18 protein-coding genes and 1 tRNA gene are annotated in these 18,043 nt (G+C 41.0%); 9 read left to right on the forward strand and 10 right to left on the reverse strand.

Annotated features, from left to right (window positions below):
* Positions 1 to 393: 393 nt before the first annotated feature.
* A complete protein-coding gene (locus tag GBI16_RS12495; protein WP_086209111.1) occupies positions 394 to 1,170 on the reverse strand; it encodes a class II aldolase/adducin family protein in 777 nt (258 codons plus the stop codon).
* 155 nt (positions 1,171 to 1,325) lie between these two features.
* Positions 1,326 to 2,177, reverse strand: coding sequence for an AraC family transcriptional regulator (locus GBI16_RS12500; protein ID WP_151707178.1), 852 nt, complete (start codon positions 2,175 to 2,177; stop codon positions 1,326 to 1,328).
* A gap of 67 nt (positions 2,178 to 2,244) precedes the next feature.
* Here GBI16_RS12500 and GBI16_RS12505 point away from each other — a divergent pair, with 67 nt between their 5' ends.
* Entirely contained in the window at positions 2,245 to 2,658 is a 414-nt protein-coding gene (locus GBI16_RS12505) for a DUF962 domain-containing protein (RefSeq protein WP_151707179.1), read from the forward strand.
* A gap of 47 nt (positions 2,659 to 2,705) precedes the next feature.
* Here the strand turns inward: GBI16_RS12505 and GBI16_RS12510 are convergent, their stop codons facing one another.
* From GBI16_RS12510 to GBI16_RS12535, 6 genes are all read right to left on the reverse strand, one after another.
* Positions 2,706 to 3,323, reverse strand: coding sequence for an ATP-binding cassette domain-containing protein (locus GBI16_RS12510; protein ID WP_151707180.1), 618 nt, complete (start codon positions 3,321 to 3,323; stop codon positions 2,706 to 2,708).
* Between the two features lie 4 nt (positions 3,324 to 3,327).
* Complete coding sequence (modB, locus tag GBI16_RS12515) at positions 3,328 to 4,020, reverse strand: molybdate ABC transporter permease subunit (protein ID WP_151707181.1); 693 nt, start codon at positions 4,018 to 4,020, stop codon at positions 3,328 to 3,330.
* Complete coding sequence (gene modA / locus GBI16_RS12520) at positions 4,020 to 4,763, reverse strand: molybdate ABC transporter substrate-binding protein (protein WP_404814604.1); 744 nt, start codon at positions 4,761 to 4,763, stop codon at positions 4,020 to 4,022. The genes modB and modA overlap by 1 nt, the downstream gene beginning before the upstream one ends.
* 288 nt (positions 4,764 to 5,051) lie before the next feature.
* Positions 5,052 to 5,402: a winged helix-turn-helix domain-containing protein gene (locus GBI16_RS12525; RefSeq protein WP_151707183.1), complete on the reverse strand. Its 351-nt coding sequence runs from the start codon at positions 5,400 to 5,402 to the stop codon at positions 5,052 to 5,054.
* A 410-nt stretch (positions 5,403 to 5,812) separates the two neighbouring features.
* Positions 5,813 to 6,613, reverse strand: a complete 801-nt coding sequence (gene fdhD, locus GBI16_RS12530; RefSeq protein WP_086209118.1) for a formate dehydrogenase accessory sulfurtransferase FdhD — start codon at positions 6,611 to 6,613, stop codon at positions 5,813 to 5,815.
* A gap of 90 nt (positions 6,614 to 6,703) precedes the next feature.
* Positions 6,704 to 9,115, reverse strand: a complete 2,412-nt coding sequence (locus GBI16_RS12535; protein WP_086209119.1) for an FdhF/YdeP family oxidoreductase — start codon at positions 9,113 to 9,115, stop codon at positions 6,704 to 6,706.
* Positions 9,116 to 9,477: 362 nt separating this feature from the next.
* On the opposite strand from GBI16_RS12535, the gene moaA reads away from it, so the two are divergent.
* The 8 genes from moaA (at position 9,478) to GBI16_RS12575 (ending at position 15,458) form a co-directional block, all read left to right on the forward strand.
* Positions 9,478 to 10,500 carry a GTP 3',8-cyclase MoaA gene (gene moaA, locus GBI16_RS12540; RefSeq protein WP_151707184.1) on the forward strand — a complete coding sequence of 341 codons (1,023 nt, stop codon included), beginning with the start codon at positions 9,478 to 9,480 and terminating at the stop codon, positions 10,498 to 10,500.
* Positions 10,501 to 10,640: 140 nt separating this feature from the next.
* The gene (gene moaCB, locus GBI16_RS12545; RefSeq protein WP_151707185.1) at positions 10,641 to 11,564 is read left to right on the forward strand and encodes a bifunctional molybdenum cofactor biosynthesis protein MoaC/MoaB; all 924 of its coding nucleotides are present in this window, start codon (positions 10,641 to 10,643) and stop codon (positions 11,562 to 11,564) included.
* The gene (locus GBI16_RS12550; protein ID WP_151707186.1) at positions 11,561 to 12,778 is read left to right on the forward strand and encodes a molybdopterin molybdotransferase MoeA; all 1,218 of its coding nucleotides are present in this window, start codon (positions 11,561 to 11,563) and stop codon (positions 12,776 to 12,778) included. Before moaCB ends, GBI16_RS12550 begins: the two co-directional genes overlap by 4 nt.
* A 151-nt stretch (positions 12,779 to 12,929) precedes the next feature.
* A complete protein-coding gene (locus GBI16_RS12555; protein ID WP_151707187.1) occupies positions 12,930 to 13,535 on the forward strand; it encodes a molybdenum cofactor guanylyltransferase in 606 nt (201 codons plus the stop codon).
* A 190-nt stretch (positions 13,536 to 13,725) separates the two neighbouring features.
* Positions 13,726 to 13,977 (forward strand): MoaD/ThiS family protein, encoded by a 252-nt coding sequence (locus GBI16_RS12560; protein WP_151707188.1) that lies wholly within the window; start codon positions 13,726 to 13,728, stop codon positions 13,975 to 13,977.
* A 1-nt stretch (position 13,978) separates the two neighbouring features.
* Positions 13,979 to 14,458, forward strand: coding sequence for a molybdenum cofactor biosynthesis protein MoaE (locus tag GBI16_RS12565; protein WP_119063285.1), 480 nt, complete (start codon positions 13,979 to 13,981; stop codon positions 14,456 to 14,458).
* 518 nt (positions 14,459 to 14,976) lie between these two features.
* Entirely contained in the window at positions 14,977 to 15,204 is a 228-nt protein-coding gene (locus GBI16_RS12570) for a hypothetical protein (RefSeq protein ID WP_004691623.1), read from the forward strand.
* Positions 15,205 to 15,382: 178 nt separating this feature from the next.
* Positions 15,383 to 15,458: transfer RNA gene (locus GBI16_RS12575), tRNA-Thr, on the forward strand.
* 66 nt (positions 15,459 to 15,524) lie between these two features.
* Here the strand turns inward: GBI16_RS12575 and GBI16_RS12580 are convergent.
* Both GBI16_RS12580 and GBI16_RS12585 read right to left on the reverse strand, forming a co-directional pair.
* Positions 15,525 to 16,355, reverse strand: a complete 831-nt coding sequence (locus tag GBI16_RS12580; protein ID WP_151707189.1) for a cyclopropane-fatty-acyl-phospholipid synthase family protein — start codon at positions 16,353 to 16,355, stop codon at positions 15,525 to 15,527.
* A 3-nt stretch (positions 16,356 to 16,358) separates the two neighbouring features.
* Entirely contained in the window at positions 16,359 to 17,657 is a 1,299-nt protein-coding gene (locus GBI16_RS12585) for an FAD-dependent oxidoreductase (protein WP_213033324.1), read from the reverse strand.
* Between the last annotated feature and the right edge of the window lie 386 nt (positions 17,658 to 18,043).

Raw genomic sequence — 18,043 nt, forward strand, 5'->3', positions numbered from 1 at the left:
ATAAGATCTCAAAAAGCTTAAACTGTAAGGGTTTAAGCTTTTTTTATGTCTAATCATATCTAACAACATCTATTGAAATCCTGTAGCTATTGAGGAATATGAATAAGAAAACCCAATTTAAACTAAAATACAAAATATCTTTTTATGACAAGAAATAGCGAATAAGACAATAACTCAATGAAGTATAAGAACAACTATTTTCAAATACAGACTGTTAGAATAAAAACAGCTTTAAGCCGTATATCACCCATCGCTAAAAATAGCTGATCAATTGAACAAAAACATCCTAAAGCAATGAATTTATGATAATTATCTCATCACATCCAAAGTACAAATAAATCAAATCAAATCAAATCAAATCAAATCAAATCATGCATTAGAGTCAAAACCGACTTATACGCAATAGTCATCTCGCTGATGTTCAATCAGCGACAGAGCTGCATTCCATGCTTTCAGCATCACCATTTCAATCATTTCACTTTCAAACTGTTGGGCCGTGTGCTGACACACGGTTTCAGAAGGAAGATGCAGTTCCACACCACCCACCATCGCCTTAATCTGAGCTTGGCAAGCACGTTCAAGAAAGTAAATTTCATGGAAAGCACGTTGAACCGAATCACCAGTCGATAACAAACCATGATTTCTTAAAATCATGACTCGATTTTGCCCTAAGTCTTTAACCAGACGTTCACGTTCTTCGGTTAATAACGCCACACCTTCATATTCGTGATAGCTTACTTTTTTATAAAACTTTAACGCATGCTGTGATAGAGGCAATAAGCCCTGCTTTTGTGCAGACACAGCTATACCATCTGCAGTGTGAGTATGAATCACACAGTGCACATCTTGTCGCGCATCATGAATAGCAGAGTGAATTACAAAGCCTGCTGTATTGACTAATTTTCCCTGATCATAATCAGCAACAGTATGGCCTGCATAATCAATTTTCACCAAATGTGAAGCTGTCATTTTCTCAAAAGGAATACCATATTGATTAATCAGAAAATGTCCGTCTGCATCGGGTACGCGTAAACTAATATGAGTATCAATTAAATCGGTCATACGAAAATGTGCAATTAAGCGGTACAGCGCTGCAAGCTGACAACGCGCATCCCACTCTTTTTCAGATACAACATCTTTTATACTTTTTATCGCATTTAAATTTGTCATTTTTATATCTCTATGTTGATCTATCCATGATGTTGGTATGACGCGCTCAAAGAAAAGTTTAGCCGTGCCAAACTGTTAATCCCTCCAGACCATCAACGCCAAACAAAAGCATTGTTTCTAATACACACTTATAAGTCTTGAATGATTCTGCTATTTCAAGGAGTGATAAAATGCTTGCTCAAGTTTGTTTTTCCCTCATTTGAAATTGCATCACTCACAAGAATGGTCTTTGCTTTTAGCATAGACGGGGCAAAATCGACCATGCTACGCAGGGTTCGCGTATAATGCGCCTGATCGGAAAAACCCGCTCCCAATGCAATCTCAATTAAGCTCTTTCCTGCCGCCCAAAGCTTTATGGCATAGCGAATACGTAGCCATAGAATGTAGCGTCGCATCGAAATTCCCAACTGCTGGCTAAATAAATGCATCAACCTCGATTCAGATAACCCTACATGAGCAGCGACTTCAGCCACTGTGGGGTGCTGCTGTGGAACACATTGTTGAATATAGCGGCAGCTCTGTAACACTCGAATATCCCAAGGCAAACTCGGTAACGTGTTTGGATTTAAGCAAGACAATATATCCAAAACCAACTGTTTGGCCTGATCGAAACTGAACTGACCTGCGATGAGTTGCTGAAACTGAGGATGGAAAGACGCAAGACTTGATGCAGGCAAAGAGCGAAAAGATTCCCCATTTAACAAGGGATGTAAGTAACGATACAACGCATGATCTGGGTCAATTAGAAGAGCAAGATAAGGCTGGTTTTCTGAGTCGGTGCTGTGATTTACATTCGGCGCCATAACGACAATATCGTGATAACTTCTAACGTGTTGACCCAAAGTAATCGCAAACGGTGTGCCTAGACCAATTTGCAATAACGCAGGAAAATGGGCATGGGCATTATTTAAGTGTTCGCGGGTCACATACAAAATACACCCGTCCCAAGCATAAACTTGGCTTTGGTTTTGCGACACTACACTCGACTCCTTCCTTGGAAATAGCATATTCGTTCAAGACCATGCGCACTAAGCTATTTAAAAATACATCTTGTAAATACTAAAGGAAGAGCAAATGTTACATAATACCCAAACCCAAGTTAAAAATAATACACAAGATCTCGTGAACAGCGCCGAGCTTTCTGCAACTCGGGTTCAGAACCCTACTGTACAAATGATTGGAAGTGATGGGCGTTATAAAACCCTCAAAGAATTCTATCCTTTCTACCTTTCACAGCATGCAGATTCCACTTGCCGACGTTTACACTTTGCTGGAACAACGTGCGTGATTGGAGTTGCTGCCATCGCAACGATGACTAAAAATCCAAAAGTCCTATGGGCTCTGCCTGTTGTCGGCTATGGTTTTGCGTGGATCGGTCATTTCTTTTTTGAACATAATAAACCAGCCACGTTTAAACAACCATTCTTTAGCTTAGTCTGTGACTTTAAAATGTATAAAGACATATTACTCAAACGCGTAGATTGGTAAGTCAAATCGCAACGATCCCCTATCTTAATCAGGCCGTTGCATCAATGCTACAACAGCCAAACTTGTTGGGTAAGTTGTTTAATTTCGCCCATGTCATGGCTAACATAGAGCATTGGAATTGCAGTTTCCTGCTGAGCTTTCTGAAAAAAAGGAATAATTTCTTGTTTATGGGCTGCATCCAGTGCAGATAAAGGCTCATCTAATAACAATAAATTAGGTGAATATAATAGTGCTCGACCTAAGGCTACCCGTTGCTTTTCGCCCCCCGATAACTTGGTTGGCATACGACTCAGCAAATGATTGAGTTTAAGTAATTCAACAATATAATCTGGGGCAAAGCGTCGACTGTCAGGCTGTATACGTTTATAACCAAACAATAAATTCTGCATGACGTTCATATGCGGAAATAATTGCGCATCCTGAAACACCAAACCGACACGGCGTTGCTGTGGCTTCAAGTTGACCTTACGTTCTGCATCAAACCACGTCTGATTTTTGATTTTAATCCAACCACTTACTGGTGTATTTAAACCTGCAATTGCATGCAAAATACTGGTTTTGCCTGAACCCGAAGCTCCAAATAAACCCACTACATTCTGTTCGGACTTAAAGCTTTGCTCGAGTTCAAATTTGCCTAAATTGAGCCGAATATGACAATCAATCATGGCCTTAATGCCCTCGCTTATTTTTCTGATAACGATGAAACCATTGGGCAAACCACAAAGCAAGAAAAGCCACAGTTAATGACAATATAATCAGCCGCCATACCGCAGGTTCGGTATCAGGTTGTTGCATTAAACTATACATGGCTAAAGGTAAAGTTCGCGTTTCTCCAGCAATATTGCCCACAAAGGTAATGGTTGCACCAAACTCGCCCAGACTGCGACAAAAACACAAAATAGCCCCCACCAATATCCCACTACTGGCCAGAGGCAACGTAACATAAAAGAATGTGCCGAAGGATGAAGCGCCTAACGTTTTGGCCGCCATTTCCAAACGTTGATCCACCAGTTCAATGGCCAAACGAATCGACTGAACCAAGAGTGGAAACCCCATCACGGCTGAAGCCAAAACTGCGCCTTTCCAGTTAAATGCAAAATTCAATCCAAGCGGTTCCAGATACCCCCCCAAAATACCATTACTTCCAAAGACTTGTAGAAGTAAATAGCCTGGAACAACAGGTGGTAAAACCAGTGGCAAAAAAATCAAGGTTTCAAATAAAGATTTACCAAAAAATTCTTTACGTGCCAACACCCAACCCACCGCTAATGCAGGGATCAGGCTAAAGGCCAGACAGGCGGCAGCAACCTGACAGGAAAGTTTGAGTACTTCAATTTCTTCGGTGGATAAGGCAAGCATCATCACTTCGCTGGCGATAAAACAGTAAAGCCATACTTTTTAAACACTACATTTGCCTGCTTCGTTTGTAAGAATTGATAAAAAGCTACAGCGTTTGGATTGTTTTTGACTAAGCCTAAAGGATAGATAATTGGAGTATGGGTATTGATCGGAAATACGCCAACGACCGTCACATCTTTACTGATCACGGCATCTGTCGCATAAACAATCCCAAGCTGACATTCACCCCGTGCCACAAAGTTAAGTGCGGCTCTGACATCTTCAGTTTCAACCAAACGAGGTTCCAGTTTCGACCACCAGCCCAGCGATGTCAGTGCTTGTTTGCCATATTTTCCCACAGGGACGCTTTTGGTATCGCCTGTACAGAGTTTGCCTTGAAATGCGGTAGATGGATCAAAACTTTTATCCATTTTAATTTTTACAGGTTTCGATTTAGGTGAAATCAAAACCAGTCGATTACCCAGTAAATTCACTCGTTTATTTGGCTCAATGAGCTTTTTATTTTGTAAATAATTCATCCATTGTTCATCAGCAGAAACAAATACATCTGCTGGTGCACCCGCTTCAATTTGTTTGGCTAAAGTCGACGACCCTGCATAAGAAGTTTTGACTTGGATGTTCTTCTGTTTTTCAAATAATGCATCTAAATCTGTCATTGCATTGGTTAAGCTGGCTGCAGCATAAACAGTAATGGCTTGCTCTGCGTGTGCTTGCACACCAACAATAAGCCCACAACATAATAGCATTTGAATACTTTTCTTCTTAAAGTTTAGCAGCACCATCTTCCCCTTTTACATTACAAAATGACCGATATGTTTTTAAAAATATATGGATATATATGCAACGTCAATTCCAGACAACGATTATTTATCATTCAAACGAGATGGTTAGGGTTCTAATCACGTGATAAGTATTACGCTTATAGCGGATAGATCAGACAAAGGGTCTTGTATTCAATCTGACCTTCATAATCTTTAGACGGCTGCATGTTAAAAGCATTCAGCTGTCTCAAGATTATTGTTGGATGTTATCCACTATTGTTTAAGAAATTGGGCAATCGCTTGAAAGTCATACTCAATGACATGATGTGCGTTTTGTTCCATCTGTCTGTATTGGCTTAAAATAGCTTCACCAAAATTGGTAACATGAGCTCCACCACCATGTGTTCCTCCTTTTTGAGTTTCCACTAAGGCTTGTTGAAAACTATGATTCATGGTTTCAACCAACTGCCATGCACGGCGATAGCTCATATTCATACTTTTTGCGGCTTGTGAAATTGAACCTGTACGTTGAATTGCTTCTAAAAGTTGAGCCTTGCCTGGGCCTATGGCAATTTCTTCATCCCATAAAATTCTAAGCTGTAATTTTAATTTGGCATCATGCATCACTGTCACTCAAATAAAAATAAGTCATTGAAACAAATAGCTATGATTTAAAAAATAAATCTAACTTAAAGACAAACCATTTTGTTTTCTATAAAAGTTAACTTTACAACATAAAGTTAAGGTCTGTTCGAAATAAATCTTGATATAAGGCTAACTTACGTCATCTTGCCCTGGGTTTGAAATAGATTTAAATCACATTTCAATTCGACCTGTGTGATTTTTAGCACACGAGGCTTTCGGGATAAGTTAGAGATCATCCAAGCGCAAAAATACTGAGCAACCACCAACTCGACAAATACCAATAAGCCTTTAATATTATTTAAAAAAATATATACAATATGATTCAACCTCAAACAGTGTAGCGAATGCCTCCGCATAGCCTCTGTAAGGTATTTTCTCTCAGATTCAGCTTAAGTATATAAAACAAAACCATCCCCACGACAAAAACTTGCCAACTGCAACCCAGATCTTTTAGCCATTTCTATGGCCATTGAGGTCGGTGCTGAAATACACGCCAATAAACCAATATTGAGTTGAGCACATTTACGAATGAGTTCATAACTTGCCCGACTGGTCATGACCACAAAACCCTGACGCACATCATGATGATTTTGCGCCATATATCCCAGTAACTTATCTAAAGCATTGTGCCGTCCGACATCCTCAAATAGCGCCACAATTTCCCCCGCCTCAACCCATGCCGCCGCATGTGCCCCACCCGTCATTTGGGTAATTTTTTGGCGAATATTCAGTTGTGAAATTGCATAAGGAATTTGCGTCAGCCATACATCTGAAACGACAGTGGTAATTTTTGGCAGATTCAAATGTAGCTGTTGCAAACTTTCAATACCGCAGAGTCCACAGCCTGTTCGCCCCACCATCATGCGTCGATGTTGTTTCAGCATCATAAAGGCGCGAGTAGAAATATCCATCTCGACCTGAATCCCAAACTGGGTATCTTGAACATCCAATGTATATAATTCTTTTAAACTACTCAAAATACCTTCTGACAAACTAAATCCTTTTGCAAACACTTCAATATCTGCTGGTGTTGCCATCATCACCGCATGGGAAATACCGTTATAAACCAATGCAATAGGATACTCTTGCACCACAAAATCTGACTGTTCTACTGCTTTATTTTCATTTAAACGCTGGATCTCAACGGTTTCATACCCTTGTGAATTCAACATTTTTGTCTCAATATCCATGCTGTTTTTTATCTTCCATATTGCAAAGCACTTCATTTAAAAGATTGAAATGACAGTATATAAAATAAGTGCCATTCCATTGGCTATGGTCTAACCCACTCGATTCATAATTTCATTAGCGTGCTCAGGATCAACCTCTTGTGCCAAATTAAAATGCTCAGGTGCATGGCCAGCATGCAAAATCACAGGCACACTTTTCGAGGCAGGAATCTTGGCGTACTTATCATGGCTACTGAGTGCCACCAGTGGGTTTGTTTCTGGGTAATAGGCCGCCAAACTGCCTCGTGGAATGTTATATGGCACGATGCGAAAGCTCTGTACCACACGTTTAATCCCATCGGAGTAGATACTTTCAATATCTACCCATTGGTCGGCCATAAAACCTGCTTCTGCAATATCATCAGCATTCATAAACAATACACGACGCTGACCAAATACCCCACGATAACGGTCATCGAGTCCATACAAGGTGGTGTTGTATTGGTCATGAGAACGCGTGGTCATCAAGGTATAGACTTTAGCTCCTGTATATTGTTCAGCGTATTTATTCTCTTTATCGGCATACACTTCAGCCAGTGGCGTAATTAAAAACTGTGCCTTACCAACAGGCGTATTCCACACATGCTGATTGGCAGGATGCTCTAAGTGAAAACCACCCGGCTGATAGACCCGAGCATTAAAATCGTGGAATTCATCAAACACGTCTTCAATCGAATCTCGAATACGGTCATAACTTTCTACATACCATTGCCACTTGATATCACTCTCTGGCAAGACGGCTGCTGCCATACGCGCCACAATGTCAGGCTCTGAAAGAAGATTCTCGGACGCCGGTTCATTACGCCCTGCAGATAGATGCACATTACTCATCGAATCTTCCACACTCACGGCCTGCGCGCCATGCAGTTGTATATCAATTTCGGTACGACCCAGACAAGGTAGAAGTAATGCCTCTTTACCACAGACCAAATGACTACGATTGAGCTTGGTAGCAATTTGTACCGTTAAATTACAACGGCGCAAACCTGCTTCGGTATAGGGTGTATCTGGTGTTGCAACAGCAAAATTCCCCCCTAAACCAATAAAAACTTTGACCGCCCCTTCATACATGGCCTTAATCGTATCCACCACACCAAAACCATGATGACGAGGCGATTTAATCCCAAAAACACGATCAATATTGTCGAGTAATTTTGTGCTGGGTAATTCATTAATCCCCATAGTTCGGTCACCTTGCACATTACTGTGACCACGAATCGGTGCTAGACCTGCGCCAGATCGACCAATATGCCCTCTTGCTAACATTAGGTTTGCAAGCATGTGAACATTCGCAGTCCCGTGTCGATGTTGGGTAATCCCCATACCCCAACAGAAAATGGCCGTTTTCGCATCCAAATACATTTTAGCTAAAGATTCTAAGTGCTCAGGGCTAAGTCCCGTATGAGCATGAATATCAGACCATGGCGTTCGATCTACTTCTGCCATCATGGCATCAAAACCAACCGTATTCATTTCGATAAAAGAACGATCAAAAACGCTCTTTTTCCCAGCTGCCAGTGCTTGAATGTCCCACTCACGTAAATGTTTCAACATGCCGAACATGAGCGCATAATCACCTCCCACTTTAGGTTGGAAATAATAACGACTAATGGGTGTACTGCCATTGGTCATCATTTCAACAGGCGCTTGAGGGTCTTGGAAACGTTCTAAACCGCGTTCTTTTAAGGGGTTAATGGCCACAATATTGCCACCACGTCGCGACACTTCACGTAAAGTCCCGAGCATACGCGGATGGTTGGTGCCCGGATTATGTCCAAAGCTAAAAATCGCATCGGCGATATCAAAGTCTTCCAATGTGACAGTGCCCTTACCGAGTCCGATCGAGTGCAATAAGCCAACACTGGTGGTTTCATGGCACATGTTCGAACAGTCAGGGAAATTATTGGTGCCATAAGCACGAACAAAGAGCTGATACAGGAACGCGGCTTCATTACTGGCACGACCCGAAGTATAAAACGCTGCTTGATCTGGGTTGTCTAAAGCATGTAGATGTTTTGCAATCAAGGCAAAAGCTTCATCCCAAGAAATTGGAATATATTTGTCAGAAACAGGGTCATAACGCATTGGGTCAGTTAGACGACCTGAATCTTCAAGGAAAAAATCACTTTGTTCTGAAAGCCAACTGACCGTATGCGTGGCAAAAAAATCAGGCGTAACACGCTTGGATGTGGCTTCAAAAGCAACCGCCTTCGCCCCATTTTCACAAAAGTTAAAGGCATGTGCATCTTTCTTTTCAGGCCATGCACAGCCAGGACAGTCAAAGCCTGTCGGTTGGTTAATATTGAGAAGTGTAATGGCGCCTTTTTTGAAGACCTCTTGTCGTTTTAAATTTCGGGCTACACTTAATAGTGCTCCCCAGCCACCCGCAGGATTGTTATACGGCTCTATTCGTGCATAATTCGTCTGCTCATCGTCATGCTTTTTGTTTTCAACATTTTCCATCTGACCGTCCTCTATCCATTTTCTAAACTATAAATATGACTTGCTCATATCATTTGCGAATTGCTTGGACGTGTTATCTATTGATGCCGTTTTCCTGCACTTTTAAAAACTCTTTGACTTGTGTGGCACAACCCTGAACAACACTTTTGATAAAAAATATCCCCCTTTTAGGATTAAATTTCAACACTCTATTTATTACAAACACCCTCTCTCACATGTAGCTCCATTTAAATGAAACCACTCAAGCTATTGAAAATAGGATAAAATTTAATTCAATCTATCGTTTGTTTGATATTTAAAATAAAACATTTCATACTCTTCTGATCACAACCCAAAGGTGTGTTTATACCCGTGGAGCAACTATGGATGGTTCGACTACAACAACAGTAACCCCCGCTCTTGGCATGAGCAGACTGTCACAGTTGGTCGATCAGTTCGGCCGTCATAAACATAAACTCAGAATTTCACTGACCGATCGTTGTAATTTTCGTTGTAGTTATTGCATGCCAGACACCCCAGAGTGGTTGGCTAAAAAAGATATCTTGAATTTTGAAGAGCTCTTACAATTTTGTGCGGTTATGGTGCGTCTAGGTATTCGACACATTCGCCTTACAGGTGGCGAACCGTTAATGCGCCAAGGTATTGTCAATTTTGTTCATGATTTAAATCACCTCAAAGCCCATGGTCTACAACGTATTTCTATGACCACCAATGCTTTTTATCTTCAAAAATATGCTCAAGGGCTAAAACAAGCTGGTTTAGATGATCTCAACATCAGCCTCGACAGCATCCATCCAGATACGTTTAAAGACATGACCCAGCGCCCACTTGAGCCTGTGTTAAGGGGAATTACTGCGGCACAACAAGCAGGTATCCCAATCAAACTCAACTGTGTCTTGGTGGCAGGAAAGAATGATCATGAGATTGTCGAACTCACCCAATGGGCCTACCAACAAAAATTTGAATTACGTTTTATTGAATATATGCCTTTAGACCAACCCGATCACTGGCGTGCAGAAAAGGTGATTACTGAAGATGAAATTATTCAAAAACTTAGATCTCATTTTCAAGTTGAAATACAAGCCAGACAACATGACCCTGCAACGCTTTATTTACTCAATGGGCATTATAAACTAGGCATCATCTCCACCATCAGCAAACCTTTTTGTCAGAGTTGTGATCGTTTGAGATTGACTGCGACAGGTGAACTTTTTAGCTGTTTATTTGCCAATACAGGCACTCCGCTACGGCATTTACTTCAACAACCAGATCTTTCTTTATTGCAAACTCATATTTTGAATGCGGTATGGCATAAAAAAGCCGGCTTTATCGAACATCAACAGGCTCCAACACGCAAAATCAGTATGCATGCCATAGGTGGTTAAATAAGTTGATTAATTTTGAGTTCGACAGTCATTCGACTATATCCGCATTTATTTTTGTGTTATCTAAATACGTCATAAACGTTGTCTACTGATCAAACTGCTGAACTGCCTGTCGGTTCCTTAATGTTTCGGAATATTTTATGAAAAATGTTGGCATGAAGCCAGAAAGCTACCGAGTGGCAACAGCAAGTGCTGAGTTACTTGCTCCAGCACATTGTTTACAACTTCTTGCCGATGGCAATACTGAAAAAGGCGATGCGCTGAAAACTGCACGCATTGCAGGCATTTTAGCGGCAAAACGCACCGATGAACTGATTCCACTATGTCACCCCCTACCCATTTACCGTGCTGATGTCGACTTTGAGCTTTTGGCCGATCGTGTCGTGATTCGAGCAACAGTTGAAACCATTGGACCCACAGGTGTAGAAATGGAAGCACTCACTGCTGCCAGTCTTGCTGGATTGACCATTTATGACATGCTTAAACCGCATTGTGAACCACATGAGTTGATTATCCAACAGTGCAAATTAGACCTGAAAAAAGGTGGAAAATCACACTTCAAACGCCATTTACGCCAGCCAGTCTCGGCAGCAGTTTTGGTACTATCAGATACAGTTGCAGCAGGCCGTAAACCTGATACAGCAGGTCGTTCAGTCGTAGATACATTAACCGAAGCAGGTTTCGATCCTATTCATTATCAAGTTTTACCTGACGAAGCAGCTCAGCTAAAAGATTTGGTCTTAGAGCTGACCCAATCCTATGCCTGCGTGATTACTGTAGGTGGAACTGGAATCGGCAAAAGAGATATTACGGTCGATACCTTACAACCTTTGCTAGAACGTGAGCTCAATGGACTCATGGAAGCTGCACGGGCTTTTGGTCAAAAACGCACTCCTTATGCAGCAATGTCTCGAGGTGTTGCAGGTTTTATTGACCGCTCATTGGTCATTACATTGCCGGGAAGTCGTGGTGGTGCCAGTGAATCCATGGCTGCGATTCTACCTGCATTGGTTCATATTTTTGATGTTTGCCGTGATCTACCTCATCCTGGAGGTTATGAATGAGTTGTTCAGGTGTCGGTTTAATTACCCTTGATCAAGCCCTTGCGCATTATCGTTCAGTCAAAACACTACCTTGCGTGACTTTACCTTTAGCACAGGCGCATCGGCATGTTTTAGCCGCAGATGTAGAATCAACGGTTGCCCTGCCACTCTTTACCCAAAGCGCAGTCGATGGTTACGCTCTTCGCTCTGAGGACTTGCTTGCAGGGAGCACAAGTTTTGAGGTCATTGGAGAAATTCGGGCAGGTGTTGCAGAGCACATTGAAATACAATCAGGACAAACTGTTCGTATTTTTACTGGAGGCAAACTCCCCCATTCAGCAGATACCGTAGCACGACAAGAAATTATCACCCGTAGCCATAATCTCGCTGTTTTAAATCAAGCTTTAGAAAAAGGTGCAGATATTCGTTACCAAGGCGAAGAACTGAGTATTGGAACTCAGCTTGCACAAAAAGGGCAACGCTTAGGCAATGGCCTAATTGCTGCACTCAGTATGGCGGGTGTTCAGGATGTACAGGTTTACTGCCAACCCAAAATTGCCGTTCTGATTACAGGGGATGAAGTCAGTAGCCAATTGGATAATGAATCTAAAGTTTTTGATGCCAATGCCCCAATGATCTTGGCATGGCTTAACGAGCAAGGTTTAACAAATGTGCATTTAGAACATGTGATTGATGATGAGAGTCTACTCTCTCAATCGCTTTCCAATGCAATGAATGGTTATGATCTGGTTATTACCACAGGTGGCGTTTCTGTTGGAGATTATGACCTGATTCGTCCTGTTTCTATGGCCTTAGGGGCAAAAGAAATCTTTTGGCAGGTGGCACAAAAACCAGGAAAACCATTATATTTTGCTGAATATCAAGCAGATAACCATATCTCTTACTTAATTGGTTTACCAGGCAATCCTGCGGCGGTACTGACCTGCCTTGCCGTACATGTTTCTACAGTATTGGCGGCACTGCAAGGGATCGACTCCCCTGCTCCTGTATGGAAAAAAGCACGTTTCACTGATAGCGTTAAACAAGACAGTCGCGAGCAGTTGTTACGTATGGTGTTAAATGTGAACGAACATGGACAATTGACGGTTGCCAAACTCGGAAAGCAACAATCACACATGTTGAGCAATTTGAATCAGGCCAATGTGATTGTTCGAATTCCTGCCCGAGCCGATGCTCCCGTTTCAATGGACTATGTTGATTTTATTTCGATATGAGGTCGATTGATGGTCTTTATCTCTAACCAACAATAACAATGCTGCCGATGCATAATGACAATCAAAGCTTTAACTTTGATTGCACATCATCGCAGCACAAAAGATTTCAAAATGAGAGAGACTCTCTCATTTTGAAAATCAGGTACATGCAATGCAACCTTACCCAGCGACAGCTTTGATCATCTTAGCTGGTGGACAAGCCACACGTATGAATGGCGTCAACAAGCTCCTGCAATGCTTTGATCACGACATTCAACTGTTAAAAATATATAAAGCTTTTCAGGACAAAGTTCAGGAAGTTTGGATCAATAGCCATTGTGACTATGCCAACTATCTGGCGTTAATTCCTGATATTCGCTATTTCAAAGATGATACAGATGGTTTCTTAGGCCCCTTAGTCGGCATGAAAAGTGCATGGTCATATGTTCAATCTGATTATATTTTATGTGTTCCATGCGACATTACCGAAATTCCACAAGACATCCTGCTTCAGCTGCATCAAGCACTCAAACACCATCCTTTATCTTCCGTTGCTTACGTCGCGTTCAATGGGCAAGCACTTTATCCTTTTTGTTTATTGAAACGCAGCAGTCTCGATACATTCAATCAGCATTTAGAGTGCCAACAGCTTAGCTTAAAACAATGTTTTGCAAATCTATGCCCTCAAAGAGTGAATATTCAAAATCAGCATTCAACTTTTCATAGCTTAAATTCGTTTGAAGAAGTGCAGGCCTACCAGAAAGTTGGCATAAAATGACGCTGAGTGACTCAATTCAGGCGGTCATTCTGAAATAGCAAATTTGAAGCAAAAAGTCGAATATGAATCCATCTGAAGACAATGACCTTTGAGATTTTGAGGAGCGAATTGAATAGTGCTAAAGTGCATCCAGACCTATTGAAAACGACTGAATCACAAATTGTTTTGAACCCATTAAACGGAACTCATCATGCAGGACATTCATATTAAAATCGAAGCTTACGGTGCCATCGAAAAACACCTGCCTGCTGATCTAAACTTGAACTGTGCATCAAACAGTTTAGTTACGGATATATTAAACCAAATTAAAACACACTATCCATCTGCGGCTGACATGATAGAACGCTGTGCCTGTGCTATAGGTGAAGACATTATTCCTCGTCAAACAGTCTTGACTCAAGACTGTACTTTGGTTTTACTTTCGCCAGTCGCAGGAGGCTAATATGCTTGTGTTTCCACGTATTCAAGACACAGCTCTTGATTTAAATCATTTTGATACAATTCAGGCTTTTCCTGAATGTGGTGGAACTGGGATTTTTATCGGAACCGTCCGCAATCATCATGAAGGGCGAGCGGTTCAGGCTTTAAAATATACCGCCTATGCTCCTGTTGCAGAGAAGATGATTCGAGCCATTGAACAGGAAATACAAGAAAAATATGGTCTGTACTATGTTCGCGTTGTGCACCGTATTGGCAAGTTAGATATTGGAGATAAAGCAATTATTGCGGTTGCTTATGCTCCACATCGCAGAGAAGCATTTCAAGCCTGTGAAGAAGCTGTTGAACGTGTTAAGCACGAAGTGCCCGTGTGGAAAGAAGAATTCTATACAGATGGAAGCAGCCAATATGTTGCAGGCTGCTGTATACGACAAGATTATGATGAGCATGAACATAAGCACGGACACCATCATCACCATCATTAATCCTGCATAGGATGAACGCGACACTGAGTATCACATCATAAAACACTGAGCACTACACAACATTCAAAAAATGGTGCTCAGCCTCTATCCATAGGCATTTAAAACCCTAATCCACATGTAAAGAATAAACTGAATTCCAACTCCTCCCTTTCAATCTATACATTCCTTTTGCATTTCTGCTCATTTCACTCCTCGTCTTTTAGCATAAGTGTGACGCTCTTCATTCAGATTCAGACTCTTTTTATGCAGATATAAGTGCAAATTCAACTTGGCATAAAGTCTGCTTTATGAAACACAAGCTTTAGCCATTAGGAGAAATTTCACCACAAAAATAAAGATTCATTAAAGAATAAATGCTTGAACCTAACTGAAAGTTGGGCTAAAACAAATAAGCAGGGAGGTTAAAAATAAATCATCACTTATCATCTAGATGCAATGTTCATCAAGCACAATGAATTTGCGGTATAAAACTAGCGAAACACGAAATTGACCAATAAAACTGCTATTCGGGAGTCGGAATGAATAACAGCACCAATTATGTCAAACAAATTAAAAACGCTAAACGAGGCGGTTATACCCCAACCCTTGCAAAGGATGTCAACAAACACAAAATTCAAAAAGCAATTCGTCTGATTGAACAATGGAGAACGCTGGCCAATGAACTCAAACCTCAAATGCAACTCGATATGGCTTTTACGTTGGAAGAATGTGCCCAAGACCTCGATCAAATTTTAAGGAGCAAATAAGTTCCATGTACTTACTTAACGCTTTTTAAAAAAACAGTTTCATTCTAGCTTACTGCTTTATTCTGAACGTTCACCCACCCGATGGTGGGTGAAGTTTGTACAAAAGATGATGTGTATTTCAATCGCTCACTTTTTGGCTTGCGTTTTCAACAAAATCCGCTATTATTCTTTCCACGTTGCCGGCATAGCTCAGTTGGTAGAGCAACTGACTTGTAATCAGTAGGTCCACAGTTCGAATCCGTGTGCCGGCACCATTTTATACTTAGCCTCGCTTTTTAGTGAGGCTTTGTTGTTTCTAGCCTTTAGGTTTTTATTTCGTTTTAAATATCTTTAATTGCTGTAATTTGAGCATAGCGCACGATGCCCTGTTCAAATAATTTTTGACAAAGTTTAGCTGTCATTTGAATTTTCAAATCATCCAAGTTTTTAACTACATTTTGCGCCAAGTGCTCATGATAATAATTTGAAAAACCTGAGAATACTGCACCAGATATATCCTCAATTTCAATCTGCTGATAACCCTGTGCTTGAATGCTGTGCATCAAGTCTGCTTCTAATTGAAGATGACCTAAATGAACGTCCGCAGCTTTTAACAGCATTTTCAGTTGAAGCCTCTCAAAACGATTTAAATTCAAAAATGCATCGCTCAGCATCAGATAATGAAATCCAATCCGACCGTTTGAATTTAAAATAGAATGGGTGGATCGCAGGAATAAATTTAAATCACAGTGATAAGCAGCATCCAGACACAGCACCACATCAAAAGGTCTAGAGAATGTCTTTGAATTTAAATTTAAAAAAGAATTTTGGATGATCTGTATATTTGAATTTAAAGTGTGTCGTATGCGCTGCACACATTCGACTTGTAATTCAACCGCGCAAAGTTGCTGAACATGGTAATGCTGTCGCCACAGCAGTAGGCTCGCCCCCTGCCCACAGCCCAAATCCAAAACCCGATCATTGGCATCTAGCTGTAACCGATCTGCAAGGCGCATGGCCAAAGCTTGGCCAGCCTCAGGGTAAGATGATTGACCATCCTCCCAATAGCCGAGATTGCTCCAAGCCAGTACAGCGTGATCTCCCAATTGTTTGGCATCAATTGCATACTTATGCTTTGGAAAATATTGCTGTAAAGTTTGGAGCCATTTCATGCTTTAGTAGCCGAGTTGTGGGGCAACCTCAACTTTAGGTTTTAATCCTACAAACGGCAATGGTGCACCAAAAATTTCTGCAATATGCATTGCAGAGGTCACTGCTGATTCTAAAATCGGTAAACCATCACACGACCATGAACCACAGAAAAAGACTTTTCGGTTTGCCATTTTATGACGCTGTTGTAATTCTTTATTCAGCGCGACGGTTTTTGAATCCACCACGGCGCGAGTTAAGGTTACGGTTGAAATCACTTTTTTCGGATCAATTTCCGTCACGGGCTGCCACGTTTGGAACACCGCATTTTTACCGACCAGACTTGGTTCTACTGAGTTAAGCCAGACTGTGAACTGTTGACGGGTAAACTTACGATCCATCATATAACTGAGCACTGACCAATCTTTACGCTTTGGCGGCATCACAGAAGAATCGGTATGAATGACCAGTTGACCTTGCTCAAAACGGAATTGTCTTAACAATGCAATATCATCGACAAATTGTGCAGAATCTAAAAATTCTTCAATTTTGGTCGTTGGGGTTGCAACCACCACACGATCAAATAATTGCTGTTCGCCCTTGTTATTTTCTACCAAAACCTTTTCAGCTTGCTCTGTAACTTTGGTAATGGCCGAGCCACTTTGAATATTGATATTTTCAATCAACTTATCCACCAAAGCTGGGGTTCCGCCTTGTAGACGTAGTAAAGCATCGCCATCGGTCAATTGACGTAAAAAGATCAACAATGGTTTGGCAGGCCATTCACCAATGGTTTTTGGATTGCAGGTACAAATGGTATAAAGCACTGGCATAACTGCACCATGCCAAAATACTTCTTCAATCTCATGCTGATTAATAAACTCAGCCAAAGTCATGTCTTGATCTTTAGATTTGAAGAACTTAGCAATCGCAGTTTTAAGTTGCAACATGCCTTTAACCAAACGCCATCCATACTGTTGGAGACCTTTGCGATTATTAATAATTGGAAAATTGCCGATGCGACTTCGCGTCGTGGTTAACCACGTTTCAGTACGATCTTCAAACAGCCAACTACATGCCATATAGGTACGCACAGGATAGGTTTTAATGCCCAAATAAGTCGCAAGACTCAAGGTATTTTTCCATAAGTGCGGGTTCATGACACGTAAGGGAGCATCAATCAAACCACCTTCAAACTCTGTACTGTGGCTATCCATACCACGCCCAGTCAGCGCTTCGAAAATAGTAATATTATGCCCTGCATCCTTCAGAATTCTTGCGGTAGCAAGACCAGCCATGCCGCTACCAATAACTGCAATATCCAAAATTATGATCCGTCAATCTGACTTATATTGACTGAAATTATGACCCAATGTCGAAAAAATAGGGCTATTAAAAAATACCAGAATCACATCTTTTCATGCACCTTGTCTAAAATATACAATCAGCTGAAATTACATTTCATTACACTAAAAAGAAGCATGTAAACAAATTTATGCTTTTCTGAATCTTGTTCCAAATTAAAATTTAAGTTGTTTAAAAACAATAGATATAAATTAACTATTTTTAAAATAGATGTTTTACAACATCCGCAAAAGACGCTAAGATACGCCCCACATAAAAATGATAACTACATCACATAATATTGCATAGGTAACTATGCAAAACGAGCTAAAACTAGAAAGATACAGCGCATAAAAAATCCCTACTC

Source organism: Acinetobacter sp. TUM15064 (genome assembly GCF_008980265.1).
Lineage (GTDB): Bacteria > Pseudomonadota > Gammaproteobacteria > Pseudomonadales > Moraxellaceae > Acinetobacter.

Bases quoted from the DNA above. Each gene is read 5' to 3' on its own strand.
- moaCB (WP_151707185.1), top strand. From the start codon at position 10,641: ATGAAAAATGTTGGCATGAAGCCAGAAAGCTACCGAGTGGCAACAGCA.
- GBI16_RS12550 (WP_151707186.1), top strand. From the start codon at position 11,561: ATGAGTTGTTCAGGTGTCGGTTTAATTACCCTTGATCAAGCCCTTGCG.
- GBI16_RS12535 (WP_086209119.1), bottom strand. From the start codon at position 9,115: ATGGAAAATGTTGAAAACAAAAAGCATGACGATGAGCAGACGAATTAT.
- fdhD (WP_086209118.1), bottom strand. From the start codon at position 6,613: ATGGATATTGAGACAAAAATGTTGAATTCACAAGGGTATGAAACCGTT.
- GBI16_RS12500 (WP_151707178.1), bottom strand. From the start codon at position 2,177: ATGCTATTTCCAAGGAAGGAGTCGAGTGTAGTGTCGCAAAACCAAAGC.
- GBI16_RS12580 (WP_151707189.1), bottom strand. From the start codon at position 16,355: ATGAAATGGCTCCAAACTTTACAGCAATATTTTCCAAAGCATAAGTAT.
- GBI16_RS12565 (WP_119063285.1), top strand. From the start codon at position 13,979: ATGCTTGTGTTTCCACGTATTCAAGACACAGCTCTTGATTTAAATCAT.
- GBI16_RS12570 (WP_004691623.1), top strand. From the start codon at position 14,977: ATGAATAACAGCACCAATTATGTCAAACAAATTAAAAACGCTAAACGA.
- GBI16_RS12560 (WP_151707188.1), top strand. From the start codon at position 13,726: ATGCAGGACATTCATATTAAAATCGAAGCTTACGGTGCCATCGAAAAA.
- GBI16_RS12525 (WP_151707183.1), bottom strand. From the start codon at position 5,402: ATGCATGATGCCAAATTAAAATTACAGCTTAGAATTTTATGGGATGAA.
- modA (WP_404814604.1), bottom strand. From the start codon at position 4,763: ATGCTATTATGTTGTGGGCTTATTGTTGGTGTGCAAGCACACGCAGAG.
- GBI16_RS12555 (WP_151707187.1), top strand. From the start codon at position 12,930: ATGCAACCTTACCCAGCGACAGCTTTGATCATCTTAGCTGGTGGACAA.
- moaA (WP_151707184.1), top strand. From the start codon at position 9,478: ATGGATGGTTCGACTACAACAACAGTAACCCCCGCTCTTGGCATGAGC.
- GBI16_RS12495 (WP_086209111.1), bottom strand. From the start codon at position 1,170: ATGACAAATTTAAATGCGATAAAAAGTATAAAAGATGTTGTATCTGAA.
- GBI16_RS12510 (WP_151707180.1), bottom strand. From the start codon at position 3,323: ATGATTGATTGTCATATTCGGCTCAATTTAGGCAAATTTGAACTCGAG.
- modB (WP_151707181.1), bottom strand. From the start codon at position 4,020: ATGATGCTTGCCTTATCCACCGAAGAAATTGAAGTACTCAAACTTTCC.
- GBI16_RS12505 (WP_151707179.1), top strand. From the start codon at position 2,245: ATGTTACATAATACCCAAACCCAAGTTAAAAATAATACACAAGATCTC.